Below are 17,946 nucleotides of genomic sequence, written 5' to 3' on the forward strand. Positions count from 1 at the left end.
ACTGACCTGATTTCCGTATGAGTGCCTTCAGCGAAGAAAAAGTCCTGAGCGTCCATCACTGGACGGACCGCCTTTTCACTTTCACCACCACACGCGACCCGGCCCTGCGCTTTTCCAACGGCCACTTCACGATGATTGGCCTGAAGGTCAACAACAAGCCGTTGCTGCGCGCGTACAGCATCGTGAGCCCCAACTACGAAGAGCACCTCGAGTTCCTGAGCATCAAGGTCGAGGAAGGCCCGCTCACGTCGAAGTTGCAGCACATCCAGGTGGGCGACACCATCATCGTTGGCCGCAAACCCACGGGCACGCTGCTGATCGACTACACGCTGCCGGGCAAGCGCCTGTATCTGTTCGGCACGGGCACGGGCCTGGCGCCCTTCATGAGCATCATCCGCGACCCGGAGACCTTCGAGAAGTTCGAGCAGGTCATCCTGGTGCACGGCGTGCGCCAGATCGACGAGCTGGCCTATCACGACCTGGTGACCGACCACCTGCCCAAGCACGAAGTGCTGGGCGAGATGATCGAGAAACAGTTGCTCTACTACCCGACCGTGACGCGCGAAGAGTTCCGCAACATGGGCCGCATCACCGACCTGATCTCGACCAACAAGCTGACGGACGACCTGGGCCTACCCCCGCTCGATGCGGCGCACGACCGCGTGATGCTTTGCGGCAGCCCCGGCTTGCTGGTGGACTTGAAGCACATCCTCGAAGGGCGTGGGTTCAAGGAAGGCAACACGTCGACGCCGGGCGACTTCGTGGTCGAACGCGCCTTCGCGGAAAAGTAAATGTTGGCCTCCCGGCTTGCCACTTCGTGTGCTTCGCCACCTCCCGGGGAGGGGGCGCGGCTCGCCTTGGGGCGGCCCGGCGGCGGCCGCATCACCCGCTTTTGAAGATGACGGACGCCAAGCCAGCGCGCAAGAGTCCCACGCGTGGAACCGGCGTGCGCGAAGCGGCGGCGCAGGCCACGCGCGAGAGCATCCTGCGCGCAGCGACCAAGGTGTTCGCGAAGTACGGCTACGACGGCGGCAGCGTCGAGAAGATCTCGAAGGCCGCCAACTCGTACGACCGGATGATCTACTACTACTTCGGCAGCAAGGAAGGCCTCTTCATTGCGGTGCTGGAGGGAATCTACCGGCGCATGGACGAGGCCGAGGCGGCCATCGAACTCGACACCTCGCGCCCCGTCGAGGCGCTCACCGCCATCATCCGTTTCGTGCTCGGCTACTACCGCCGCAACCCCGAGTTCGTCACGCTGCTCAACACCGAGAACCTGCACAAGGGCAAGCACATTGCCAAGTCGCTGCGGGCACGCGAGTATTCGTCGCACGCCATCACCATCATCCGCAACATCATCGACAGCGGCGTGGCGCAGGGGCTGTTTCGCAACAACATCGCGGCGCGCGACCTGTATCTGCTGATCGCTTCCACCGGCTACTTCTACACCTCGAACCGGCACACGCTCACGGCCTTCCTCGGCGAGCCGCTGGAGACGCCCGAGGCGGTCGCGCATTGGGAAGACTTCGTGATCGAGACGGTGCTGCGCACGGTCGACGCGGGCCCTCCTCCAGAAGAAGACACACCCACACCCCACGGAGTCAAGATATGGCAGAAGTCGCAGCCGGCGCCAAGTCGGGCAAGGTCGTCATCCGGAACATAGGGCTGCTGCTCTCGGGCGACATCGACCGCCCCATCCTCGACGCGGACACCATCGTGGTGAACGACGGGCTGATCGTGGCGGTCGGCAAGGAAAAGGACTGCGACGTCGAAGGCGCGAAGACGGTCATCGACGTGAAGAAGACCTGCGTCGCGCCCGGCCTCATCGACAGCCACGTGCACCCGGTGTTCGGCGACTGGACGCCGCGGCAGGGACAGATCGGCTGGATCGATTCGACGATGAACGGCGGCGTGACGACGATGATCTCGGCGGGCGAAGTACATCTGCCCGGGCGCCCGAAGGACATCGTCGGCCTGAAGGCGCTGGCCATCACGGCGCAACGTGCATTCGACAACTTCCGGCCCAGTGGCGTGAAGGTGCTGGCCGGTGCGCCCGTCATTGAAAAGGGCATGGTCGAGAGCGACTTCAAGGATCTGGCCGAGGCCGGAGTGGGACTGCTGGGCGAAGTCGGACTCGGCTCGGTGAAGGCGGGTTACGAGGCCAGGGAGATGGTGGCGTGGGCGCGCAAGTACGGCATCCAGAGCACCATCCACACGGGCGGGCCGTCCATTCCCGGCTCGGGCCTGATCGACAAGGACGTGGTGCTCGAAGCCGACGCGGACATCATCGGCCACATCAACGGCGGCCACACCTCGCTGCCCGAGGCGCATGTGTGCGAACTGTGCGAGAAGTCGTCGCGCGCCATCGAGATCGTGCACAACGGCAACGAGAAGGTCGCCATTGCCGCGGCCAGGGCGGCGCTGGATCTGAAGTGCCCGCATCGGGTGATTCTGGGCACGGACGGCCCCGCGGGTTCAGGCGTCCAGCCGCTGGGCATCCTGCGCATGGTGTCGATGCTGTCGTCCATCGCGAACATCCCGGCCGAGCTGGTGTTCTGCTTTGCGACCGGCAACACGGCGCGCATTCGCAAGCTCAACTGCGGGTTGATCGAAGTAGGCCGTGATGCGGATTTCGTGTTCATGGACAAGGCTCAGCATTCGCCTGCGCCGGGGCTGCTCGAAAGCGTTCAGCTGGGCGACATCCCGGGCGTCGGCATGGTCATGATCGACGGGATCGTCCGCTGTGGGCGCAGTCGCAACACGCCGCCTGCTACGGAGATTCCTGTTGTGGTGAGTGGCGGTTAGCGCTTTCTTCAGGGAACGGCCTGCATGCGATGGCCGAACGCATTCATGTTCGCTGCGGGGGCCGCCCGGCATGCGATGGCCCCTGGGCGCCTTCACTGTGGCGGTCGCTTCGCGACTGCCTTGCGCTGCTCGCGTTTCGCGGGGTCTCGCAGAACTCCCTGCGCTTCGCTCCGGTCAAACAGCTGCGAGCCTGATCCCGCGAAACGCTGCGCTGCTCAGCGCCACAGAGGCGGCGCCCAGCGGCCATCGCATACCGGCCTCCGGGGAGGCGCCAACGGTGTGGGCGCTTCCATCGAACCTGCGCGTTGATCCGTCCGCGCGCAAGAGTTAGCGGCGCGCGCATTCTTTGCTGGAGCACGACCGTCGAAACGTCCTGTTCACCCCCACCCTGTGCGGCGGACAGTTCACCCCCACCGTGTCCAGCGTCGGCGGGCGGTATGCCTGTGGGCGGCTGTTGAGCCTCGGGCGAGCACCGCAAGGAAAGGCGGAAAGAGGGCCGCAGCGGTTTGAGCGGAACGAAGTGCAGCGAGTTCTGCGGACCCCGCCTTTCCTGAGGAGCAGCAGCGAAGTCCGAAGGACCCGAGGCGTCAGCCGACCACAGGCACACCGCCCGCCGACGCCACCCCCCACACACGCCGCGCCAACACACACACAGCCCCCATCAAAGATTAGGCGCCAGCAACCGCTCCAACTCCGCTTCACTCTGATTACGCCGCAAAGCCTGATCCACCAACTGGTCATGCCCGATCTTGCCGACATTGAAGTACGTCGAATCCGGGTGACTCAGATAGAACCCGCTGACGCTCGCAGCCGGCGTCATCGCCAAACTCTCCGTCACACCCATGCCGATGTCCGCGCATTGCAGCACGTCGAACATCGCGCGCTTCACGCTGTGGTCCGGGCATGCCGGATACCCCGGCGCGGGGCGGATGCCCTTGTACTTCTCGTGGATCATGTCCTCGTTGGTCAAGGACTCTGAAGCCGCGTAGCCCCACAGGTCGGTGCGCACGCGGTGGTGCATCGCTTCGGCAAACGCTTCGGCCAGCCGGTCGGCCAGCGCCTTGAGCATGATGGCCGAGTAGTCGTCCAGGTCGTCGACGAAGTACTTCTCCTTCTTCTCGACACCCAGGCCGGCCGTGACGGCGAACATGCCGACGTAGTCTTTCAGGCCACTCCCGCGCGGCGCCACGAAGTCGGACAGGCAGCGGCTCGGACGCGTCACGCCGTCAATCACGTGCTTCTCGGTTTGCTGGCGCATGCCGTACCACGTGAGGATCTTGCGTTCTCGCGACTCGTCCGCGTAGAGCGCGATGTCGTCATCGTTTTCCGTGTTCGCCGGCCAGAAGCCGATCACGCCGCTTGCAGTCAACCAACGCCCTTCGATCAGGCGCTTGAGCATGCGCTGGCCATCGGCATACACGCGCACCGCCTCGGTGCCGACGACTTCGTCTTTCAGGATCGCCGGGAACGGGCCCGCAAGGTCCCAGGTCTGGAAGAACGGTCCCCAGTCGATGTACTTCGCCAACTCGGTCAGGTCGTAGTTGCGAAACTCGCGCCGGCCGATGAACTTGGGCTGCGGCGGCGTGTAGTTCGACCAGTCGACGGGCGTCTTGTTGGCGCGCGCTTTGGCCAGCGGCCACAGCGGAACCTGCTTCTTGTTGGCGTGCTGCAGGCGCACCTTGTCGTAGTCTGCGTTGACTTCGTCGATGAACTTCGTGGCCTGCTCGCTCAGCAGGCTTTGCGCCACGCTCACGCTGCGCGAGGCGTCGGGCACGTAGATCACCGGGCCTTCGTAGTGCGGCGCAATCTTCACGGCCGTGTGCACGCGGCTCGTGGTGGCGCCGCCGATCATCAGCGGGATCTTCTTGACGCGGAAATGCTCGTCCTTCTGCATCTCGCCGGCGACGTATTGCATCTCTTCCAGGCTTGGCGTGATGAGGCCGGAGAGCCCCACGATGTCCGCGCCCTCGACCTTGGCACGCGCCAGGATCTCGTGGCAGGGCACCATCACGCCCATGTTCACCACTTCGAAGTTGTTGCACTGGAGCACGACGGTGACGATGTTCTTGCCAATGTCGTGCACGTCGCCCTTCACCGTGGCGATGATGATCTTGCCCTTGGTGCGCACGTCGCGGCCGGCCGCTTCGTCGCGCTTCTTTTCTTCCTCGATGTAGGGAATGAGGTGGGCCACGGCCTGCTTCATCACGCGCGCGGACTTCACCACCTGCGGCAGGAACATCTTCCCTTGGCCGAACAGGTCGCCGACGATGTTCATGCCGTCCATCAACGGGCCTTCGATCACGTGCAGTGGGCGGCCGCCCTTCGCGAGGATCTCCTGATACGCCTCTTCGGTGTCCTCGACGATGAAGTCGGTGATGCCGTGCACCAGCGCGTGGCTCAGGCGCTGCCCGACGGTCTGCGGCGCCTCGGGCGTGCCGCGCCATTCGAGCTTCTTGCTCTCGTCCTTGGCACCGCTCTTGGCGGTCTCCGCCACTTCGACCAGTCGCTCGCCGGCATCGGGACGGCGATTAAGGATCACGTCTTCCACGCGCTCGCGCAGCGTCGCCTCCAGGTCGTCGTACACGCCGACCATGCCGGCGTTGACGATGCCCATGTCCATGCCCGCCTTGATCGCGTGGTACAGGAACACGGTGTGGATGGCTTCCCGCACCGGGTCGTTGCCGCGGAAGGAAAAGCTCACGTTGCTCACGCCGCCCGACACCTTCGCGCCCGGCAGGTTCTGCTTGATCCAGCGCGTGGCGTTGATGAAGTCGACCGCGTAGTTGTTGTGCTCCTCGATGCCCGTGGCCACCGCGAAGATGTTCGGGTCGAAGATGATGTCTTCCGCCGGAAAGTCGATCTCGTCGACCAGGATGCGGTAAGCCCGTTCGCAGATCTCGATCTTGCGTTCATAGGTGTCGGCCTGGCCCTTTTCATCAAAGGCCATGACCACCGCCGCAGCGCCATAGCGGCGCAGCAACTTGGCGTGGTGCTTGAACTGCTCCACGCCCTCCTTCATCGAGATCGAGTTGACGATGCCCTTGCCCTGTATGCAGCGCAGGCCCGCCTCGATGACTTCCCACTTGGAGCTGTCGATCATGATCGGCACGCGCGCGATGTCGGGCTCGCTGGCGATCAGGTTCAGGAAGCGCACCATCGCGGCCTTGCTGTCGAGCATGGCCTCGTCCATGTTCACGTCGATGACTTGCGCGCCGTTCTCCACTTGCTGGCGCGCCACGGCCAGGGCCTCTTCGAACTGACCGTTCAGGATCATCCGCGCGAAGGCCTTGGAGCCGGTGACGTTGGTGCGTTCGCCGATGTTGACGAAGAGCGTGCCTTCGCCGATCTGCACCGGCTCCAGGCCGGACAGCTTCATGGGGGGGACGACGGTTTGAGGGGCTTGGGCCATGGGCTCACCTGTGCAATGGTTCTTAACAGGCGAGCGTCGTTGTTGAGATCCCAAGCCTGACGAATCCATTGGGGGTGACTCGCTGCAACGCTCCTTGGGAGGGGTGCATTTTAGGTCGTTTCAGGCGGGCGCTCGGGAAAGCCCCAGGTTCGTGAGTCGGGCGAGCCCCAGAGAATCGCCCGCAGTTCGTCATAGAACGAACGTTCGTTTTAAATATTCAGGGAGTCAGAATGACCAAAGAGTCAAATTTCCGGTCGCGTCCAGCGACCAAGCCGCTGCGCGCCATGGCGCTTTGCTGCATGTTGGCCGTCGCGCCCATCACGCAGGCGGCCGCGGGTGGGGCGCAACAAGTCACCGCATGGGTGACATCGACCACCGCACAGACCAAACACCCCATCGTGCTCGTGCACGGCTTGATGGGCTTCGACAACGTCCTGGGCGTGGACTACTTCTACAAGGTCCCGCAGAGCTTGGCCGGCGCCGGGGCCAAGGTGTACGTGGCGCAGGTATCGGCGCTCAACACGTCTGAAGTGCGCGGCGAGCAGCTCATCCGGGAGCTCAAGAACATCCGGGCCCTGACCGGCAACCCGACGCTCAAGTTCAACCTGATCGGCCACTCGCAAGGATCGCCCACCTCGCGCTACGTTGCGGCGGTTGCGCCTGACCTGGTCGCTTCGGTCACCTCTGTGGGCGGTGCCAATGGCGGATCGAAGGTGGCCGACATGCTGGCCCGACTGCCCAACGGCGGATTCGCGCAAACGGCCATCGCAAGCGCAACGAAGTTCTTGGCACAGGTGATCGGCGCTTTGTCGGGCAAGGATCCCGACCAGCTGCCGGAAGCGCCTCTCAGCTCGCTGTACACCCTGAGCACGCCTGGCTCGAACGCCTTCAACGCCAAATTCCCGCAGGGCCTGCGCCCGGCCGGATCTTCCTGCGCAGTCACCAGCGGCCCGGCTGTGGTCAATGGAATCCGCTACTACTCGTGGACTGGCATCGCCCCCACCACCAACCTGCTGGACATCAGCGACGCGCCGATGGGTGCCCTGGGCGCCCTCGCCTATCCGGGCGTCGCCAATGACGGTCTGGTAGGCGCGTGCGACAGCCGGCTGGGCCAACACCTGGGCGACTATCGCCAGAACCACCTCGACGAGATCAACCAGGTGTTCGGCCTCACGGATGCAAGCCTGTGGAGCCTGTTCGAGAAGAAGCCCATCCAGCTCTATCTGGACCAGGCCGCCCGCCTGAAGGGCGTGGGACTCTGACGGAGCGCAACATGCAGGCACGACGGATCAGCATGGTGGTCGGCGCGGCCGTGGTCGCGCTGGGAGGATGGTGGCTGGTGGCCGAGCCTGCGCAGCCGGATGACTCGGCGGCTGCAGCCGCATCGCCCGGCGGCGAGCGCGTTGCAGTGGCGGTGGCGGCGTCGCAGCCACTGCGGCCGGCCAGCATCGTCACCACCGGACCCGACCACATGCTGAATCCGGCCTTGCTTCGCATTTTCGACAGCGTGCTGTCAGAGGCGCAAGCCACCAGCAAGGCGGCGTTCATGGCCATGGCGCCCGCGCTGCTGGAAAAGCACTTGCCGGCCGAGTTGCGCGTGCGGGCGCTCGGCTTGCTCGAGCGCTACATCGACATGCAGGAGGCGATGCGATCGGTCGCGCAACCCGATCCCAACGATGCCGCGTCCATGCGTCGCGCCCTCGAGGCGCGCGCGGAAGTGCGCCGGCGGTACTTCTCGCCAGAAGAAGTCGAGGGGATGTTCGGCGATGAGATTCGCCAGGACAACTACATGGCCGAGAAGCTGGAGATCATTCACAACGCTTCACTCACGCCGGCGCAGCGTCAGGCGGCGCTCGAAAGCACCGAAACCGCCTGGCTGACGGAAGAACAGCGCAAGGAGCGGCGCGAAACCATGGCCCACGTCGACGTTCAACGGCAAACCGACGAACTGGAAGCGCGCGGCGCCAGCGCGCAAGAGCGTTTTGCGGCGCGCAGCGCGCTCTACGGCAGCCAAGCCGCCACGAACCTCGCCAACCTCGATCGCGAAAACCAGGAATGGAACCAGCGCCTGGACCAGTACGCCAACGCCCCGGCCGCTGAGCAGGAACAGCTGCGCCAGTCGCTGTTCGACGAGAACGAGCGCATGCGCATCGACGCTGCGCTGGCCCTGCGGTCGAGCCGCCTTACGCAGGCTGGGTCGACGCCATCGCCGAGCGAGGCAAGCCGAACACCCGGTCAAAACCCCAGTTGAAGGCAAAGGTGTAGACGAGGAAGAAAAGCAGCAGGCCCAGGTCCATGACCAGCGCCTCGAACAGCGACACCTTCAGCACCCACGCGAACAGCGGCACCAGGATCGCGGCCAGTCCACCTTCGAAGCCGATCGCGTGGACGATGCGGCGCATCAAGCTGCGGCCCTTGGTGGCTTGTGTGGACTCCCAGCGCTCGAACAAGGTGTTGAATCCAAGGTTCCACAGGATGGCCACCACCGACGAGGCGATGGCCAGCGGGCCCGATTTGTCCAGCCCCTCGCCCGACATCAGCGACAAGCCCGCACTGGCGGCGACGATCGCCAACCCCTCGTAGAGGCTGATGTAGATCACTTTGCGCTTGATGCCCTGCATGACGTTGGGTCCGGGATGGGTTGGTTGATGACTTAAGGCTGGACTTTATGTTTGTTTTGCTGATATAAAAAGTCATGTTCTTTCAGGTTTATTGATAGGTGGGGGCGTGGGAAGCGGGCGTGCCCCCATCCCGGCCTTCCCCCGGAGGGGGAAGGAGGAAGGCAAAGACATGAGCTTTTCGAGCGACAACTTGCAGGTGTTTTTGGCGGTGCTGGACCACGGATCGTTTTCTGCGGCGGCGCGGTCGCTGGGGCGCGTGCCGTCGGCGGTGAGCATGACCATCGCCAATCTGGAGGCCGAACTCGACCTGCCGCTGTTCGACCGGACGGGTCGCGAGCCGCGTCCGACGGAAGCGGCGCGCTCGCTGGAGCCGCAGGCGCGACTGCTGGACGCGCAGTTCAAGGCGCTGCAGGTCCAAGCGCTCGGCCTGACGCAGGGGCTTGAATCGCGGCTCACGCTGGCGATCGCGCCCGAGTTGCTCTCGGCACCCTGGAGCGGCGCGCTGGCTACGCTGGCGGCGGAGCATCCATTGCTCGAAGTCGAAGTGCTGGCGGCGCCCCAGGCCGATGCGCTGTCGATGCTGCACACGGGCCGCGCGCAGCTTGCGCTGGTCTTCGAGCGTCCAAGCCTGGACGGGCGCGAAGGATTCCAGGAGGTCGCCACCGAAATGATGGTGAGCGTTATCGCGCCGACGCATCCGGTCTTGCTGGCCGCGGGCGGGCGTCTTCGCGAGCAGCACCTGACCAACACGCGCCAGATCGTCGTTGCCGGCCGCGACTTGGCCACCAGCGATCCGCGCTTCGTCTTCGCGCGCCATGCCTGGCGCACCGACAACGCGCTGGCCGCCCTGAGCATGATCACCGCCGGGCTCGGCTGGGGCTGGCTGCCGCGCAACTTTGCGCTGCCGCATGTGCAGGCGGGCGCGCTGGTCGAGATCGAGTTCGAGAACCTGTCCAACGGGCTGGACCTGTGGGTGGACGTCGTCTGGTCCAAGGAGCGACCGCTGGGCTTGGGTGCGCAGCGCTTCGTGGCGCTGATGGCGCGCGCCTGAAGCAGATCAGATCCCGCCGTGGGCGTAGCTCGCGGCCACCGGCACCACGAGGCTGAGGCCCGCGAGCACCAGCAACCCACACACCACGCCGCGTACCGTGCGCGGCGACCAATCGGGGGGATGGCGTTTCATCAACCATGTGAGCCCCAGCACCATCGGCAAGGCGAGCAGGCTGAGCCCCACTGCGTGCAGGCTGAACTGGCCCGTGGGGACCGTGAGCATGAGCCGCAACAAGGCATTGAAGGCAAACACCATCACGAGCGTTTGCCGCACGGCCAGCGCGTTCATCGGCTGGCGGTAGAACTGGTAGACCAGCGGCGGTCCGGCACTGGAAAAAAGCCCGCTCATCAGGCCTGACGCCAAGCCGAAGGCGCGAAAGCTGCCACGCGAGGAGCGTTGGGGCAAGGGCGCCGAACGCGCGACCAGCACCGTCGCGCAGGCCAGGATCGTGAGCCCCAGCAACACGCGCAGCAGCAGCACGACATTGCCGCTCAGCCAGCCGAGCAGGACCACGCCGCCCACCACCCCGATGCCGCTGCCCAGCGCCGTGTCGCGCAGCGTCGGCAAGTCGATGGCCTTGCGCGATCCCTTGAGCACTACCGCCGCCTGCACCAGCGTCAGCACGCTGGCGACGTTGGCCGCATCGGCCAGCGGCGCCAGGTGCAGCACCCCGACCAGCCCCAGCAGGATCAAGCCGAAGGCAAAGCCGGTGAGCGACTGCGCGCAGGTGGCGACACCCACGCAAGCCAGGAACGAGACCACCTGCCACGCGTTCATGATGCTTTTCGTTCCTGCGCTTCTTCTTGCGTTGCCGACGTTGCCTAGACCTTGCCCTTCCAGGGCACCAGCACCTTCTCCAGATGCCGCATCAGCGCGTCGAAGCTGAAGGCGAACAGGCCGATCACGATGATCCCCATGATGACCACGTCGCTTGCCAGGAACTCCGCCGCGTTCAGCACCATGAAGCCCAGCCCGCGGTTCGACGCCACCATCTCGCCGGCCACCAGCGTGGTCCAGCCCACGCCGATGCCGATGCGCATGCCGGTGAAAATCTCGGGCAGCGCCGATTTCAGGATCACATGCCAGATCACCTGCGAGCGTGTCGCGCCCATCGAGTAGGCCGCGTGGATCTGCTCGGTGGACACCGAACGTACGCCCGAGCGGGCGGCAATCGCCATCGGCGCGAAGATCGCCAGGAAGATCAGGTAGAGCTTGGAGAACTCGCCGATGCCGAACCAGATGATGACCATCGGCAGATAGGCCAGCGGCGGCAGTGGCCGGTAGAACTCGATCAGCGGATCGAAGATGCCGCGCGCCACCCGGCTCACGCCCATCATCACGCCGATCGGAATCGCCGTGGCGCAGGCGAGCGAGAAGGCGCCGAACACGCGGTACAGGCTGGTCCACGTGTGCTCGAACAGTGTCGCGCCGGCAAAGCCTTCGGTGGCCACCTGGATGAATTTCGCGAACACCGCCTGCGGCGACGGCAGGAAGAGCGGCTTGACCCAGCCCATGTTGGTGACGAGCACCCACAGCGCCAGCGTGAAGATCACCGTGCCCGTGGCGATGGCGCCGGCCCGGCCCTGCCCCGGCGCGCCGAACTGCTCGCCCGGCCGCACCGAACGCTTGGCGAAGGTGCGCGTGATGAAGCTGCCGCCCTGCGGCGCCTTGATGGCGATGTCAGACATGGCTCAACTCCTTGTGTGCTTCACCGGCACGTTCGTCGCCGTAGATGATGTTGAGGACCTTCTCGCGCATCTGGATGAAGTCCGGGCTGGACTTCACCGCCCGCGCGTCGCGCGTTTGCAGGAAGCGCTTGTTGAAGTCGAGTTCGTAGCGGTGCGTGATGCGACCGGGTCGCGGCGACATCACGATCAGGTGGCTGGCGAGGAACAGGGCTTCTTCCACGCTGTGGGTGATGAAGAAGAACATCTTCTGCGTCTTCTGCCAAACGTCCAGCAGCAGTTCCTGGATGGTCTCGCGCGTCAGCGCATCGAGTGCGGCCATGGGTTCGTCCATCAGCAGCATGGCCGGGTTGCAGGTCAGGGCGCGCGCAATGCCCACGCGTTGCTGCATGCCGCCCGAGAGCTGGTAGATCATGTGCTTGTGGAAGTCCTGCAGTCCGACGAGCGCCAAGTTCTTCGCCGCCCGGTCGCGCCGCTCGGCCTTCGGAACACCTTGCAGCTTGAGGCCGAACTCGGTGTTCTCCATCACGCTGAGCCAGGGCAGCAGCGCGTGCTTCTGGAAGACGACGCCGCGGTCCGAGCCCGGTCCCTGGATGGCCTTGCCGCCGAGCAGCAAGTCGCCGCTCGATGCAGAGATGAAGCCCGCCATCAGGCTCAGCAGCGTGGTCTTGCCGCAGCCCGATGCGCCGAGCGCGACGACGAAATCGCCGCGGTTGATGGTCAGGTCGATGTGGTCGAGTGCGTGCACCTGCTCCGTGGGCGTGCGCCCCGGGTAGGTGACGCTCACGTTCTTGACCTGGAGTTGTTCCAATGCCATGAGGTTCTCCTTGGCTTACTTCAGGCGCAGCGCCGCTTCGGCGTATTTCGCGGTGACGAACTTGCTGTAGTCGGCAGACACCGCATCGATGCGCTTTTGCTCGAGCAGGAAGTCAGCCGTGGCTTTCAAGGCCTTGGCGGCGCCGCTGGCCTGGCCACCGCCGAGCCATGCGGGCGAGGCCTGCTGCTCGGCGCTGGGGTAGGCATAGAGCTTGAGGGCATCGGAGCTGGCCTTGGGGTCGCCGCCGATCTTGCCGGCGATGGCCTTGGCGGGCGCAGAGTCAGGCCCCCAAGCCGCCGGGTTGGCGCGGTAGGCGGCATCCGCATCGGCCACGGCCTTGACGAACTTCGCCATGAAGTCCGCGTTCGCTTCCGCAAAGGGGCGACTCACGGCCATGCCGTCGAAGGTCGCCTTGCCCTTCTTGCTCAGCTCGCCCGAGGTGATGAGCACCTTGCCGGTCTGCTTGATGCGCGCGAGCGCCGGGTCCCACACGAAGGCCGCGTCAATGTCGCCGCGCTCCCAGGCCGCTGCGACCTGGTTGGGCTGCATGTTCAGCAACTGCACTTCCGTCGGCTTGAGTCCCCATTGCTCGAGCGCGAACATGGTGTGAAAGTGCGTGGTCGACACGAAGGGCACGCCGAGCTTCTTGCCCTTCAGGTCGGCCGGCTTGTCGATGCCCGCGCCATTGCGCACGACCAGCGCTTCAGCCTCGTTGATGTCGTCGAGGATCCAGAAGAGCTGCAGGTCCAGCCCGCGGCTCACTGCGGCGGCCAGCGGGCTGGAGCCGATCACGCCGATGTGCACGTCGCCAGAGGCCATGGCGGTGGCCACCTTGGCGCCCGATTCGAACTGGCGCCAGTTGATCTTGTAGCCGGTCGATTTCTCGATCGTGCCGCTGGTCATGGCGACGATCATCGGCCCGGCGATCTGCTGGTAGGCAACAGTCACTTCGCGGGTCTGCGCAAGCGCATTTCCTGCGCCGCTCACTGCCGATACCATGCCGAATGCGAGGGCGCACCGGCTGAAAAGTTGCTTGAAGGTTCGCATCGATGTCTCCGTTGTGGTGGGTGGTTCAACGGCAGTGTCTTCACGGGGGCTTGCGGCCAGTGGTGCCAGATGCGCTTAATCGCTGAGACCAAGGCACCCTCCGCCGCGCAGACATCAGGGAAAGTCAGGAGTTCAGAGATTCACGAACCTGGGACGCATGAATGGCACAACACCTGAAAGACGTGATGTGGAAGCAGCTGCTGCAACGCTCGGCACGCGAGAACATGAGCCTGCAGGGGCAGATCCGCGAGATGCTGGTGGCGGCGATCCTCGACGGGCAACTGCCGGCCGGAGTGCCGATTCCGTCGAGCCGCGAGATGGCGGAGCAGCTCGGCGTCGCGCGCAACACGGTCGTGCTGGCCTACCAGCAACTGGCCGACGAAGGCTACCTGGTGTCGCGCCAGCGCAGCGGCCATTTCGTCAACACCGACATGGTGGCGCAACGACTGGGCTTGCGATCGCGGCCGACGCAGGACGACACCAAGGCAACGGACTGGGCGGGTCGCTTCCGGCTGCGTCCGTCGCAGCAACGCAGCATCGTCAAGCCCTCTGACTGGCAGAAGTACCCGCATCCCTTCCTGTACGGGCAGTTCGACGCCGCCCTCTTCCCGACCGCCGACTGGCGCGAGTGCTGCATCAAGAGCCTGAGCGTGCTCGACATCCGCGACTGGGCACCCGACCAGATTTCGCGCGACGACGAATCGCTGGTGCAGCAGATCCGCACCCGCGTGCTGCCACGCCGCGGCGTGTGGGCGTCGGCCGACGAAATCGTCATCACGGTCGGCGCGCAGCATGCGCTCTACATGATTGCCGACCTGCTCGTGCGCGAAGGCACACGCGTGGGCATGGAGGAGCCCGGTTATCCCGATGCGCGCAATATTTTCGCGAGCCGTACCTCGCAACTGATGCCTCTGGCGGTCGATGCGGAAGGCCTGCCGGTGACGGAGGCGTTGCGCGACCTGGATTTCGTCTACACGACGCCCAACCACCAATGCCCCAGCACGGTGACGATGCCGCTCGAACGTCGCGAGGCGCTGCTGAAGATGGCCGACGATGCCGACTTCATCATCATCGAGGACGACTACGAGAGCGAGAACCGCTTCGACGGCGAGCCGATTCCTGCGCTCAAGAGCCTGGACCGCAGCAACCGCGTCATTTATGTGGGCAGCTTGTCGAAGACGCTGGCACCGGGACTGCGCATGGGCTATGTGGTGGGGCCGGCCGAGCTGATCGCCGAACTGCGGGCGCTGCGGCGGCTGATGCTGCGGCATCCGCCAGCGTTGATCCAGAGGGCGTTTGCGCTGTTTCTTTCGCTGGGCCATTACGACGCGTTGCAGCGGCGGCTCACCACGGCGCAAAGGGAGCGCTCCGACCTGCTGCGTGCGGCGCTGGCGCAGTACATGCCGCAATGCACGGTCATGCCGGCCTCGGGCGGTGGATCGTGCTGGGTGTCGTTGCCGCAGCGCTTCGACGCCTCCGAACTGGCGGCGCAGGCGCGTGAGCGGGGCGTGCTGATCGAGCCGGGGGAAGTGTTCTTCATGGCGGATCCACGGCCGCAGCAGCACTTCCGGATGGGCTATTCGTCGATCGTGCCTGCGGCGATCGAGCCGGGGGTGAAGCTGCTGGCTGAACTGGTACGCGGCTTCGAGCACAAGCGCTGATTCTTGCTCTGGGTATTTCTCCCTCGCCCCTCCGGGGAGAGGGTTGGGGTGAGGGGCATGGGCGATGGATGCGATGCGGCTCTTCCACCGCCCGGTGCCCTCACCCTGGCCCTCTCCCGGAGGGAGAGGGGACAAAGCGGGACCGAGGTCAGCGGGGGATCATTGCGACGATTTCGTGGAACACTTCATTGCGAAGGCCGGCCGACAAATCGATCACACGGCTGCGACGGTAGTAGGGACTCAAGTCCAGACCGACACCCACGCCGCAGATCTCCACCGCGCCCTGCTGCTCATGCCGCGCGACGACCTCGCGCAGATGGTGGTCGAGGTAGTGCGCGTCGTTGGCCAGTTGGGTCGCGCTGTCCATCGGGCTGCCATCGGAGATCACGATCAGCAGGCGCCGGCCCTCGCTGCGGCCCTGCAATCGCGCGCAGGCCCAATCGACGGCCTCACCGTCGATGCCTTCGCGAAAGAGGTCGGACTTCAAGAGCGCCGCAATGTCCGGCCGCGCGCGGCGCCACGGCGTATCGGCTTCCTTGAAGACCATGTGGCACGCCTCGTTGAGCCGCCCGGGATGCGCCGGCCGACGCGCGCGCTGCCAATCGCGCAATGCACGTCCACCGTTCCACGCGCCGGTGGTGAAGCCCAGCACTTCACTGCAAACACCCGCCTGTTCGAGCGCACGCGCGAACACGTCGACCAGCATGGCGACCGATTCGATGTGCTGCTTCATCGAGCCCGAACAGTCGATGAGAAAACCCACGACGCAATCGGCGGCCAGTTCCTGCCGCTCGATGCGAAAGAGCCGCCGCTCTGTCGGCGAGGCGATCAGTTGCGACAGCCGCCGCCCGTCGATGCTGCCCTCTTCCTGCGAGCCTTCCCATTCGTTGCGCGCGGGCACGGCAAGCGCGGCCTTGAGTTGGCGTGCCAGGCGCGCGATGTTGATGCCCTGCCCCACGATGCGCCGATCGAGCCGCTCACGGTATTCCTTCAACAACGCGACACGCACCAGCGTCGCAGCCTTCACTTCGACGTCGTAGGCGGTGGTGAAGACGCGATAGCCATCGTCCGCTTCGTCGAGCACGCGGCTGTGACCACTGCTCGCGGCGGCCACGCCATCGTCCGGCTCGGCGTCAACGTCCATCCACAGGCTGAAGAGCTTGCGATCTGCTTCTCCGTCGTCGTCACCGGAAGTGTCGCTTTCGTCGTCACCGGCCTGCGCTTCATGGATGGCCTGCGCGACGGCGCCTGCAATCGCCAGCGCATGCTGTGCGTACGCCGACTGGTCGTTGCGCTGACGTCGAAGGCCCGCGAGGTCATGGCCCAGCAACGGCGCCAGGGCCATGCGCGTGGCCTCGATCACGCCCTCCGTGGCGTCGACCACCGGCTGCGCCGTCACGCGCGCCCGGCAGACCTGTGCGACGGTGTACAGCAGGATGCCCTTCGCAGTCTCGGTCAGCCCGCTCTCGTGAAAGGCCAGCGACCACTGCTCATGGCGATGCCGCAGGTTGCGCACCAGGCCAATCATCTCCGCAGGTGCCAACGACTCCACGCGTATCTGCTCCAGCAGCTCAAACACCATGCGCGCGATCGGATCGACCGGACACAGGCGCTTGTGCAACGCAGCGTCGGACAAGCGGATGCGCAACGCCATGCCATCTGCCGCGCCACGAAAGGAGCTGAAGTCGTCGCGCTCCGGCGAGGGATGCAGATGCGCCGCATGCACCGGCAAGACACGCCGATCACGAAACAACCGTCGCCCGCGAAAGTGCAACGCTGCATCACCGCTCACCGCACGGATCGAGGCCGCGCAGAGCTCATCGACCTTCTGCTGGTGCCGTGCGGCGGCGGCCTGCGTGCTGCCCATCACTGCGCCTGTGCTGCCAACTGATGCGACTCATCAAGCTCGCAATCAAAGCAGCGCTGGAAGTACTCGGCCACGATGGCCCGCTCCGCGTCATCGCACTTGTTGACGAAGGAGAGCCGGAACGCCAGCGCCGGGTCGCGGAAGATCTCGATGTTCTCCGCCCAGGTGATGACGGTGCGCGGCGACATCAGCGTCGAGAGATCGCCCGCGGCAAAGCCCTTGCGCGTCAGGTCGGCCACCGCCACCATCGAATCGATGAGCTTGCGGCCCGCAGCGTCGGCGAACTTCGGCACGCGGGCCTGCACGATGGCGATCTCTTCGGCACGCGGCAAATAGTTCAGCACCGCGACGATGTTCCAGCGGTCGATCTGCGCATGGTTGAGCCGCTGCGCACCGTGGTACATGCCGCTCAGGTTGCCCAGGCCCACCGTGTTGGCCGTCGCAAAGAGCCTGAATCCCGGATGCGGGCTGATGACGCGGTTCTGGTCCATCAGCGTCAGCTTGCCGTCGCGCTCAAGGATGCGCTGGATGACGAACATCACGTCGGGCCGGCCGGCGTCGTATTCGTCGAAGATCAACGCCACCGGCCGCTGCAAGGCCCACGGCACGATGCCTTCCTGGAACTCCGTGACCTGCTGTCCGTCGCGCAGCACGACCGCGTCCTTGCCCACCAGATCGAGCCGGCTCACGTGGCCGTCGAGGTTGACGCGCACGCACGGCCAGTTCAACCGCGCCGCCACCTGTTCGATGTGGCTGGACTTGCCCGTGCCGTGCAGCCCCTGCACCATCACGCGCCGGTCCCGCGAGAAGCCGGCGAGCAGCGCCAGCGTGACGTCGGGGTTGAAGCGGTACGCGCGGTCCACTTCGGGCACGTGCTCCTCGCCCTCGGCGAAGGCCGGCACGCGCAGGTCGGTGTCGATGCCGAACACCTCGCGCACGGAGATCATTCGGTCGGGTCGGGCGGCGCTCAATTCGGTCATGGT

The 17,946-nt window shown here is 65.3% G+C and carries 15 protein-coding genes and 1 riboswitch; of the genes, 7 read left to right on the top strand and 8 right to left on the bottom strand.

Annotation, left to right across the window (positions count from 1 at the left end; genetic code table 11):
* Positions 1-17 precede the first annotated feature (17 nt).
* The 3 genes from QTI66_RS05475 (at position 18) to QTI66_RS05485 (ending at position 2,805) form a co-directional block, all read left to right on the top strand.
* On the top strand, positions 18-791 hold the full coding sequence (locus QTI66_RS05475; RefSeq protein ID WP_286557994.1) for a ferredoxin--NADP reductase: 774 nt from the start codon (positions 18-20) through the stop codon (positions 789-791).
* 107 nt (positions 792-898) lie between these two features.
* Positions 899-1,663, top strand: a complete 765-nt coding sequence (locus QTI66_RS05480) for a TetR family transcriptional regulator (RefSeq protein ID WP_286557995.1) — start codon at positions 899-901, stop codon at positions 1,661-1,663.
* Positions 1,609-2,805 (top strand): amidohydrolase family protein, encoded by a 1,197-nt coding sequence (locus QTI66_RS05485; protein ID WP_286557997.1) that lies wholly within the window; start codon positions 1,609-1,611, stop codon positions 2,803-2,805. Before QTI66_RS05480 ends, QTI66_RS05485 begins: the two co-directional genes overlap by 55 nt.
* A gap of 661 nt (positions 2,806-3,466) precedes the next feature.
* On the opposite strand, the gene metH is transcribed toward QTI66_RS05485, so the two are convergent.
* A complete protein-coding gene (gene metH, locus QTI66_RS05490; RefSeq protein ID WP_444814966.1) occupies positions 3,467-6,181 on the bottom strand; it encodes a methionine synthase in 2,715 nt (904 codons plus the stop codon).
* 57 nt (positions 6,182-6,238) lie between these two features.
* Positions 6,239-6,316, bottom strand: a riboswitch (S-adenosyl-L-homocysteine riboswitch).
* Between the two features lie 128 nt (positions 6,317-6,444).
* Here metH and QTI66_RS05495 point away from each other — a divergent pair.
* A complete protein-coding gene (locus tag QTI66_RS05495) occupies positions 6,445-7,476 on the top strand; it encodes an esterase/lipase family protein (RefSeq protein WP_286558000.1) in 1,032 nt (343 codons plus the stop codon).
* 11 nt (positions 7,477-7,487) lie between these two features.
* Positions 7,488-8,465 carry a lipase secretion chaperone gene (locus QTI66_RS05500; RefSeq protein WP_286558001.1) on the top strand — a complete coding sequence of 326 codons (978 nt, stop codon included), beginning with the start codon at positions 7,488-7,490 and terminating at the stop codon, positions 8,463-8,465.
* On the opposite strand, the gene QTI66_RS05505 is transcribed toward QTI66_RS05500, so the two are convergent.
* Positions 8,398-8,835: a PACE efflux transporter gene (locus tag QTI66_RS05505; RefSeq protein WP_286558003.1), complete on the bottom strand. Its 438-nt coding sequence runs from the start codon at positions 8,833-8,835 to the stop codon at positions 8,398-8,400. The genes QTI66_RS05500 and QTI66_RS05505 overlap by 68 nt on opposite strands.
* Positions 8,836-9,004: 169 nt before the next feature.
* Here QTI66_RS05505 and QTI66_RS05510 point away from each other — a divergent pair, with 169 nt between their 5' ends.
* Complete coding sequence (locus QTI66_RS05510; RefSeq protein WP_286558004.1) at positions 9,005-9,886, top strand: LysR family transcriptional regulator; 882 nt, start codon at positions 9,005-9,007, stop codon at positions 9,884-9,886.
* A gap of 6 nt (positions 9,887-9,892) precedes the next feature.
* On the opposite strand, the gene QTI66_RS05515 is transcribed toward QTI66_RS05510, so the two are convergent.
* From QTI66_RS05515 to tauA, 4 genes are read right to left on the bottom strand one after another with little or no spacing between them, the layout of a single operon-like run.
* Positions 9,893-10,663, bottom strand: coding sequence for a TSUP family transporter (locus QTI66_RS05515; RefSeq protein ID WP_286558006.1), 771 nt, complete (start codon positions 10,661-10,663; stop codon positions 9,893-9,895).
* Between the two features lie 44 nt (positions 10,664-10,707).
* Positions 10,708-11,574 carry an ABC transporter permease subunit gene (locus QTI66_RS05520; protein WP_286558008.1) on the bottom strand — a complete coding sequence of 289 codons (867 nt, stop codon included), beginning with the start codon at positions 11,572-11,574 and terminating at the stop codon, positions 10,708-10,710.
* Positions 11,567-12,388 (bottom strand): taurine ABC transporter ATP-binding protein, encoded by an 822-nt coding sequence (locus tag QTI66_RS05525; RefSeq protein WP_286558009.1) that lies wholly within the window; start codon positions 12,386-12,388, stop codon positions 11,567-11,569. Before QTI66_RS05525 ends, QTI66_RS05520 begins: the two co-directional genes overlap by 8 nt.
* 15 nt (positions 12,389-12,403) lie before the next feature.
* Positions 12,404-13,435, bottom strand: a complete 1,032-nt coding sequence (gene tauA, locus QTI66_RS05530; protein WP_286558011.1) for a taurine ABC transporter substrate-binding protein — start codon at positions 13,433-13,435, stop codon at positions 12,404-12,406.
* A 161-nt stretch (positions 13,436-13,596) separates the two neighbouring features.
* Here tauA and pdxR point away from each other — a divergent pair, with 161 nt between their 5' ends.
* Positions 13,597-15,096, top strand: a complete 1,500-nt coding sequence (gene pdxR, locus QTI66_RS05535) for a MocR-like pyridoxine biosynthesis transcription factor PdxR (RefSeq protein WP_286558012.1) — start codon at positions 13,597-13,599, stop codon at positions 15,094-15,096.
* 148 nt (positions 15,097-15,244) lie between these two features.
* On the opposite strand, the gene QTI66_RS05540 is transcribed toward pdxR, so the two are convergent.
* Together QTI66_RS05540 and QTI66_RS05545 are read right to left on the bottom strand one after the other, a co-directional pair.
* Positions 15,245-16,963, bottom strand: coding sequence for a cobaltochelatase CobT-related protein (locus QTI66_RS05540; protein WP_286558014.1), 1,719 nt, complete (start codon positions 16,961-16,963; stop codon positions 15,245-15,247).
* On the bottom strand, positions 16,963-17,943 hold the full coding sequence (locus tag QTI66_RS05545; protein WP_286558017.1) for an AAA family ATPase: 981 nt from the start codon (positions 17,941-17,943) through the stop codon (positions 16,963-16,965). The genes QTI66_RS05540 and QTI66_RS05545 overlap by 1 nt, the downstream gene beginning before the upstream one ends.
* Between the last annotated feature and the right edge of the window lie 3 nt (positions 17,944-17,946).

The sequence above is a fragment of the Variovorax brevis genome, from assembly GCF_030317105.1.
In the GTDB taxonomy this organism is placed as follows: domain Bacteria; phylum Pseudomonadota; class Gammaproteobacteria; order Burkholderiales; family Burkholderiaceae_C; genus Variovorax; species Variovorax brevis.